At 65.9% G+C, this 7,680-nt stretch carries 7 protein-coding genes and 1 pseudogene; 6 read left to right on the forward strand and 2 right to left on the reverse strand.

All coding sequences use genetic code 11. The features are described 5' to 3' along the window. From AC2VOG_RS01995 to AC2VOG_RS02020, 6 genes are all read left to right on the forward strand, one after another. Positions 1–875 (forward strand): acyl-CoA dehydrogenase family protein (locus AC2VOG_RS01995; RefSeq protein WP_486938241.1); only part of this gene is annotated, 875 nt, incomplete at its 5' end. Then, positions 875–1,780 (forward strand): biphenyl-2,3-diol 1,2-dioxygenase, encoded by a 906-nt coding sequence (gene bphC, locus AC2VOG_RS02000; RefSeq protein WP_486938242.1) that lies wholly within the window; start codon positions 875–877, stop codon positions 1,778–1,780. The genes AC2VOG_RS01995 and bphC, both read left to right, overlap by 1 nt. After that, a complete protein-coding gene (locus AC2VOG_RS02005; protein WP_486938243.1) occupies positions 1,777–3,234 on the forward strand; it encodes an FAD-dependent oxidoreductase in 1,458 nt (485 codons plus the stop codon). Before bphC ends, AC2VOG_RS02005 begins: the two co-directional genes overlap by 4 nt. Before the next feature lie 120 nt (positions 3,235–3,354). Next, a complete protein-coding gene (locus tag AC2VOG_RS02010; RefSeq protein ID WP_486938244.1) occupies positions 3,355–4,179 on the forward strand; it encodes an IclR family transcriptional regulator in 825 nt (274 codons plus the stop codon). Then, the gene (locus AC2VOG_RS02015; RefSeq protein ID WP_486938245.1) at positions 4,176–5,099 is read left to right on the forward strand and encodes an alpha/beta hydrolase; all 924 of its coding nucleotides are present in this window, start codon (positions 4,176–4,178) and stop codon (positions 5,097–5,099) included. Before AC2VOG_RS02010 ends, AC2VOG_RS02015 begins: the two co-directional genes overlap by 4 nt. 66 nt (positions 5,100–5,165) lie before the next feature. After that, entirely contained in the window at positions 5,166–6,437 is a 1,272-nt protein-coding gene (locus tag AC2VOG_RS02020) for an amidohydrolase family protein (RefSeq protein ID WP_486938246.1), read from the forward strand. Here the strand turns inward: AC2VOG_RS02020 and AC2VOG_RS02025 are convergent. Both AC2VOG_RS02025 and AC2VOG_RS02030 read right to left on the reverse strand, forming a co-directional pair. Continuing rightward, the gene (locus AC2VOG_RS02025; protein ID WP_486938247.1) at positions 6,434–7,051 is read right to left on the reverse strand and encodes a PadR family transcriptional regulator; all 618 of its coding nucleotides are present in this window, start codon (positions 7,049–7,051) and stop codon (positions 6,434–6,436) included. The two genes, AC2VOG_RS02020 and AC2VOG_RS02025, sit on opposite strands and share 4 nt — an antisense overlap. A 101-nt stretch (positions 7,052–7,152) precedes the next feature. Continuing rightward, positions 7,153–7,680 (reverse strand): annotated as a pseudogene (locus AC2VOG_RS02030) (cyclohexanone monooxygenase); the annotation flags it as partial.

Genomic DNA, 7,680 nt, shown 5'->3' on the forward strand with positions numbered 1-7,680 from the left:
CCGACGACAACACCTGGATGGCCTCCCCATATGCGCCCACCGGCCTCGCCGTCCCGGTCGACGGCGGCTACGTCTTCAACGGCCGCTGGCAGTTCAGTTCCGGCACCGACCACTGCGACTGGATCTTCCTGGGCGCGCTGCTGGGCAACGCGGACGGTGGCATCGCCGCCCCGCCGACCATGCTGCACATGATCCTGCCCCGCAGCGACTACCAGATCGTCGAGGACTCGTGGAATGTGGTGGGCCTGAAGGGGACCGGCTCCAAGGACATCATCGTGCAGGACGCCTTCGTGCCGTCCTACCGGGTGATGAATGGTGACCAGGTGATCGACGGCACCGCGCAGAAAGAAGCCGGCGTCACCGAATCGCTGTACAAGATGCCATGGTCGAACATGTTCCCGCTCGGCATCAGTTCCGCGGTGATCGGGATCTGTGAGGGCGCGTTGGCGGCCCACCTGGACTACCAGCGGGGCCGGGTCGGCGCGCAGGGTACTGCGATCAAGGATGACCCGTACGTGTTGTTCGCGATCAGCGAAGCTGCCGCCGACATCAACGCCGCGCGACAGGAGATTCTGGCCAACGTCGACAAAATCTGGGACACAGTGGAATCCGGACGTGAGGTGTCCTTCGAAGAGCGGGCCATCGGCCGGCGCACCCAGATCCGCGCCGCGTGGCGGGCGGTGATGGCCGTCGACCAGATCTTCGCGCGCTCCGGTGGAAACGCCGCACGCATGGACAAGCCCTTGCAACGCTTTTGGCGCGACGCCCACGTCGGGCTCAACCACGCGATCCACGTGCCGAGCACCGTCTATCACGCTGCCGCGTTGAGTTCGATGGGCATCGAGCCGCCCGATCCGCTGCGGGCGATGATCTGATGGGCGAGATCAAAAGCCTGGGCTACATCAAGATTCAGACCAGCGACATCGACCGCTGGCGCACCTTCGCTTTCGACGCACTCGGGTTCGCGCAGGGCAATGGACCCGACCGTGATGCGCTCTACCTGCGGATGGACGAACGCTTCGCGCGCATCATCGTCGCCCCCGGCGACACCGACCAAGTGGTACACGTGGGTTGGGAAGTGCGCGACGGCATTGCGCTGCACCGGGTTCAGGACACGCTGGAACGCGCCGGAGTCGCGGTCAAACCGCTGTCGGTCGAGGAAGTCGATGAGCGCAGGGTCGAGGACGCCTTCGCATTCACCGATCCGACCGGCGCTACCACCGAGGTGTTCTTCGGGCCCGCGCTCGACCACAGTCCGGTGGTGACGCCGTTCGGCGCCAACTTCGTCACCGGCACGCAGGGTTTGGGCCATGTGGTGCTGCCGACGATGGATCCGGCCGCAGCGTTCGCGTTCTACAACGAAGTGCTCGGCTTTCTGCCGCGCGGCGCGATGCGACTGCCGGCGCCGCCGGAGTTCGGCCCACTGCGAATCCGGTTCTTCGGCGTCAACGAGCGCCACCACAGCATGGCGCTGTGTCCCGCGCCGCACGGCGGGGCGCCGGGCCTGGTGCACATCATGGTCGAGGTCGACTCGCTGGACGCCGTCGGACGGGCCCTCGATCGGGTTGTCAAACAGGGCTTTTCGTTGTCGTCGACGCTGGGTCGGCATACCAACGACAAGATGGTCTCGTTCTACGTCCGGGCGCCCGGCGGCTGGGACATCGAATTCGGCACTGACGGGATGAAAGTCGACGAGACGTACTACACCTCCGAGGAGATCACCGCCGACAGCTACTGGGGCCATGACTGGTCCGGGGCGCAGCCGCTGGCGGCGATGTGAGCGTCGCGCCCGTCAACTCGCGGGATGTCCGTGGGTGGGACGCCGAGGCCGACGTGGTGATCGCCGGGTACGGCATCGCCGGCGTCTCGGCGGCCATCGAGGCCGCGCGGGCCGGCGCCGAGGTGCTGGTGTTGGAGCGCACCGGCGGGTGGGGCGGAGCCGCCTCGCTGGCGGGCGGATTCGTCTACCTCGGCGGTGGCACACCGATTCAAAAAGCCTGCGGATTCACCGATTCCGTCGACAACATGCGCACATTTCTCTGTGCGGCGATGGGCCCGGGCGCCGACGTCGACCGGATCGCCGACTACTGCGCGGGTAGCCTCGAGCACTTCGACTGGTTGGTGGACTGCGGGGTGCCGTTCAAGCCGAGTTTCTGGGGTGAGCCGGGCTGGGAGCCGCCCGATGACGACGGGTTGATGTACACCGGCGGCGAAAATGCGTTCCCGTACAACACGATCGCCACGCCAGCGCCGCGCGGCCATGTGCCGCAGATGAAGGACAAGCGCACCGGCGAAAAAGGCGGCGGCTACATGCTGATGAAGCCGCTGGTGGACACCGCCACCGCGCTCGGCGTGAAAAGCATCGTCGATACCCGGGCGCAACGGCTGGTCGTCGAGAGCGACGGGCGAGTCGTCGGGATCATCGCGCGCCAGTACGGCACCGAGCTGGCGATCCGGGCCCGACGCGGAATTGTCTTGGCCACGGGTAGTTTCGCCTACAACGAGTCAATGGTCGCGAGGTTTGCGCCGCGGATCTCCGGCCGGCCCGCCGCCTCCGTCGAAGAGCACGACGGCATCGGCATCCAGATGGCGCAGGCGCTGGGCGCCGACCTGGCCCATATGGACGCCACCGAGGTCGCGTTCCTGGTCGACCCGCAGCTAGTGGTGCGCGGCATCCTGGTCAACGGCCGCGGTCAGCGCTACGTCGCCGAAGACACCTACCCCGGACGCATCGGGCAGTTGACGCTCTACCACCAAGACGACACCGCGTTCCTGGTGCTCGACGCCGAGGCGCACGAGCAAGCCATGGCCACCCGGTCGGCGACGCCCTTCCTGCTGCGACCGCCGACCTGGGTCTGCGAGAGCGTGACCGAGTTGGAGACTGAAATCGGCGTGCCCGCAGGCTCACTGCAGAATACGGTGGCGGCGTACAACGATGGGGCCGCGAAGGGCGAGGACCCGCTGTTGCACAAGAAGCGGGAATGGCTGCGCCCGATCGGCACACCGGTCGGCGCCATCGACCTGCGCGCCAGTACCGGCGGCTTCACGCTCGGCGGCTTGCACACGACGCTGTCCGCCGAGGTGTTGCATGTCAGCGGCGAACCGATCCCCGGACTGTTCGCCGCCGGCCGGGCCACTGCCGGGCTCGCCGCGTGGGGATATGCCAGTGGAATCTCGTTGGGAGACGGCAGCTTCTATGGCCGCCGTGCGGGACGGGCTGCGGCCGCTTCCTAATCGACATCACTCCAGACGGGCATGCGCTTGCGCGGCCCCGGTTGTCATCTTGTGATGGGCGTCACCATATGCTACTTATAGGTATATACCTATTAGGCATATATGCCGCCGGAAGGAATCATGACGAGCCAGGTCGATGCTTGTACCCCGAGTGCTGTCATCGACCGCATTTCGCTGGTCTTGGACGCCTTCGACGGGCCGGGCCGGCTGTCGCTGGCCCAGGTCGTACGGCGTACCGGGCTCCCGCGCTCGTCGGCGCACCGGATGCTCGAGCGATTGGTGCAGCTGCGCTGGCTGCGTCGCCACGGTCGCGACTACGAATTGGGCATGCGGCTAGTGGAGCTGGGATCGCTCGCGGTGCACCAGAACCGGCTGCACAGCGCCGCACAACCGTTCCTGCACGAGCTGCACCGGGCCACCGGGCTGGTGGTGCACCTGGCCGTCCTTGACGGCGCCGATGTGGTGTATCTGGAGAAAATCGCCGGTGGATGGGGCGCTGCGATCCCCACCCGAGTCGGCGGTCGAAGACCGGCGCACTGCACCGCGGTCGGCAAAGCCCTGCTCGCGCACTCGGATCCAACCACCCTGGCCGACTCGGGCGACGAACTGGTGGCTCGCAACACCCTCGCTCCGACTTCTGCGCGCGGCCGGTTGGCCGACGAACTTGCCGCGATCCGCGCCCGCGGATTCGCCGCCGACCGAGCCGAAGCTATCGCCGGATTCGGTTGTGTCGCCGCGCCGATCGGTGACCCTGGGGCGCCTGTCGCCGCGGTTTCGGTGTGCGGTCCGCTGGATCGGATGGTCTTTGACCAACGGCTGGGCGGGCCGGTGCGCGCGACCGCCTTGGGCATCTGGCGCAACTACGACGACGGCGATGAGACGCGCGTGCGGCCGATACTGCAACGGGCCCGGTCGTTTTCCGCCCGGGCGCTGCAGTACGCGTGAACCTCGATCCGGAGATTGCTGCGCTACTGCCCGCACTCAACCGGGGATTCCCGCGTGTCGAGGCCATGACTGCACCGCAACTGCGCGCCGTGCTCCGGGAACGAGCAGCGCTTCTGCAGAATCCCGAGCCGGTCGGTGAGGTGGTCAACCAGACCGTGCCGGGCCCTTCCGGCGACATCAACGTCCGAATCTATTGGCCCACTGATTCTTCCAGCCTGCTACCGATCGTGGTGTTCGCACACGGCGGAGGATTCGTCTTCTGCGATCTGGACTCCCACGACGATCTGTGTCGCGCCATGGCCAACGGGGTCGGCGCGATCGTCGTTTCGGTGGATTATCGGCTGGCGCCGGAATCCCCTTGGCCGGCAGCGGTTGACGATGTCTATACGGTCGCGGAATGGGTGGCCGGACACACCGGCGAACTCGGTGCCGACCCGGCCCGCGTGGTGGTCGCGGGGGACAGCGCGGGCGGCAACCTCGCCGCAGTGACCGCTGTACTGGCCCGCGACCGTGGGGGTCCCGCGATCGCCGGCCAGCTGCTGATCTACCCGGTCATCGCGGCCGATTTCGGCACCGAGTCCTACCGGCGCTTCGGCACCGGCTACTACAACACCGCCGCCGCGATGGCCTGGTACTGGGACCAATATGTGCCCAATCGCGCCGACCGCAGCCACCCCACCGCGTCTCCGTTGCAGGCTCAACTGACCGGGCTTCCGTCGGCGGTGGTGATAACCGCCGGGTTCGACCCACTGTGCTCAGAAGGCGAAGCATACGCTAAAGCCCTTGCTGCACAAACTGTTACGACGACCTATCGGAACTACGCGGGCGCCATTCACGGATTCATGACCATGTCGGGCCTCGACATCTGCGCACAGGCCAGGCGGCAGGCGTGGGCCGATGTATCCCGCTCATTGGAATGAACCCTTGCCTGCACCGCGGGCTAACGGGACGCTGACTCAGGTAACCCAACAACGTCGGAGGGCACGATGGCTCACTGGGACACGATCGACCGATACGTGGTCATCTCGACCGACACCCACGCCGGCGCCGACATCGGCGACTACAAGCCTTATCTGCCCACGCGTCTGCACGATGACTTTGACGCCTGGGCCAGGACCTACGTCAGCCCCTTCGACGACCTCATCATCGCGACCGCTAATCGCAACTGGGACAGCGACCTGCGGATCGCCGACATGGACGCCGACGGGGTGGCAGCTGAGGTGCTGCTGCCCAACACCGTTCCGCCGTTCTTCCCGACCACGCCTAACATCACCATCAGCTTGCCTCGGACCCGCGAGGAGTTCGAGAGGCGGTGGGCGGGCGTGCAGGCGCACAACCGCTGGCAGGTCGACTTCTGCTCGCTGGCGCCGACGCGGCGCCGTGGGCTGATTCAGGTCTTTCCCAACGACATCGAGTTCGCGCTTGACGAGATACGTTGGGGTGCCGGGCAAGACTGCTTCGGCGGGGTGCTGGTTCCGCCGGTATCGCCGGGCGACCCGAATGTCGCGCCGTTGTTCCACACCTGCTACGAGCCACTGTGGGCGCTCTGCGAGGAATTGGACCTGACGGTGGTGCAGCACGCGGGTGCTGGTAGCCCAGAGATGCCGATGGACCAACCTGCGTCGAACGCGGTGTTGGTGACCGAGATGGCGATGTGGGCCAACCGCACCCTCGGCCACCTGATCCTGGCCGGAGTGTTCGAGCGTTACCCATCGCTGCGGTTCGTGCCGACCGAGCAGGGCACGCTGTGGGTGCCCGGAACGCTCGGCATTCTCGACGCCATGGTCCCGACGATGAAGTCCGAGGCGGGTAACCGCACGTACGGGATGTTCGGCGGATCCTCGGTCGACGAGTTGACCTTGACTCCCAGCGAATATGCGCAACGGAACTGTTATCTGGCAAGCGAATTGGCGCCGTTCGACTCGGGCATGATCGACTTCATGGGCCCCGATCACATCATGTGGGGCAGCGACTACCCCCACGAAGAAGGCTTCACCCCGCACTCCAAATTGGCCCTACGCTGGGCGCTACACGACAGATCTGAAGACGATTGTCGAAAGATACTGGGCGGCAACGCCGGTCGGCTTTACCGATTCGATCTGGAAGCGCTGGCGCCGGTGGCGGCCAAGATCGGGCCCACGGTGGACGAGGTGCACACTCCGCTCGGAGACACCGGTTACCACGCGCCGGCAGCGTTCGGGTACCGGCCGTTCGAGGGTGGGCTGGCGCTCAAGCGGCTGGCGCCGGCACGTGGTTAGGACCGTTCGGGATCTTCGCTCTGGAATCGTTGTTCGACTTCCCGCCAGTGCCCCGGCCGTGGAGTCGGGAAGCCGCCATTGGAACTACGCTGGCCTTCCTTGAACGCCGCGTCGGCCTCGTCGATGTCTTTGATCAACTGCAGCGCGAGTTCTCGCTCCGCGGCAAAGTACCGTTCCGACCACTGCATCGCGATCCTCGGGTAGGCCCAGGCCGGCTCTTCGGCCGCCGCCGTCGCGTCGATCGCTACACGCCGGCGCATCGTGTCGACGTGGGTGATGTGTTCCTGCAAAATCTCTTTGAGCCGATCCGGGTCATTCAGGTGGCCCAGCCAAACCCGCAACATCACGCCATGTTTGAGTATCGGCGGATCGATCGGCGCCTCGGTGGCCCATCTGGTGACGGCATTACGGCCGGACTCGGTGATCGTGTAGGCCCTGCGTCCGCGCGGGCCCCCGTCATGCTGAACCCGCGACGTGGCGTAACCATGCGACTCGAGCCGCTTGAGTTCGGAATAGATCTGGCTGAACGATGGGCTCCAGTAGAAATAGCCGACACTCCAGTCGGCCCACTTCTTGATGTCGTAGCCGGAAACCTCTTCACCGAACGCAAGCATGCCCAGCACCGCCCAACTTGTCGGCGGAAGGCTAGGTAGCGCGCTGGAGCCCACTTTCAAAGGGTAGCAATGATCGCGAGATGGAAAGGGCTGCAGACCACTCAGCGGGAGGCGATGATCTCGAAGCCCTTGTATCCTGCCGCCGCGACGTCGGCGATGATCTGGCCGTAGACCCCGAAGCCCCCGACAAACGGCATGAAGACCCGCGGTTTACCGGCGACATTGGCACCCAAGTACCACGAATTGGCTTTCAGCATAAGGCTGTCGGCCGCACGCCGGGTGCACTCTTCGGTCCAGTCGGCGGCCGCGGCCTGAGTGGCCTCGAGCGCTGCGCCGCCGTGTTCGCGGAGGTAGCCGATCGCATCGGCGATCCAGTTGACATGAAGTTCGGAATGCAGTGCCATGTTGGCCAGCACCGAAGGGCTGCCTGGGCCGCTGACATTGAACAGGTTCGGAAAGCCGGGAACGCCAAGACCGAGATATGTGACTGGGCCCGAGGCCCAGGCTGCATTGAGAGTTTCGCCGTGACGGCCGACGACGTTGAGCGCACGCACCGAGCCGGTCATTGCGTCGAATCCGGTTGCCAGCACCAGCGCATCCAGATCGTAGTGGGCGGCCGAGGTCGTCAC

The organism is Mycobacterium sp. TH-M11 (assembly GCF_057473725.1).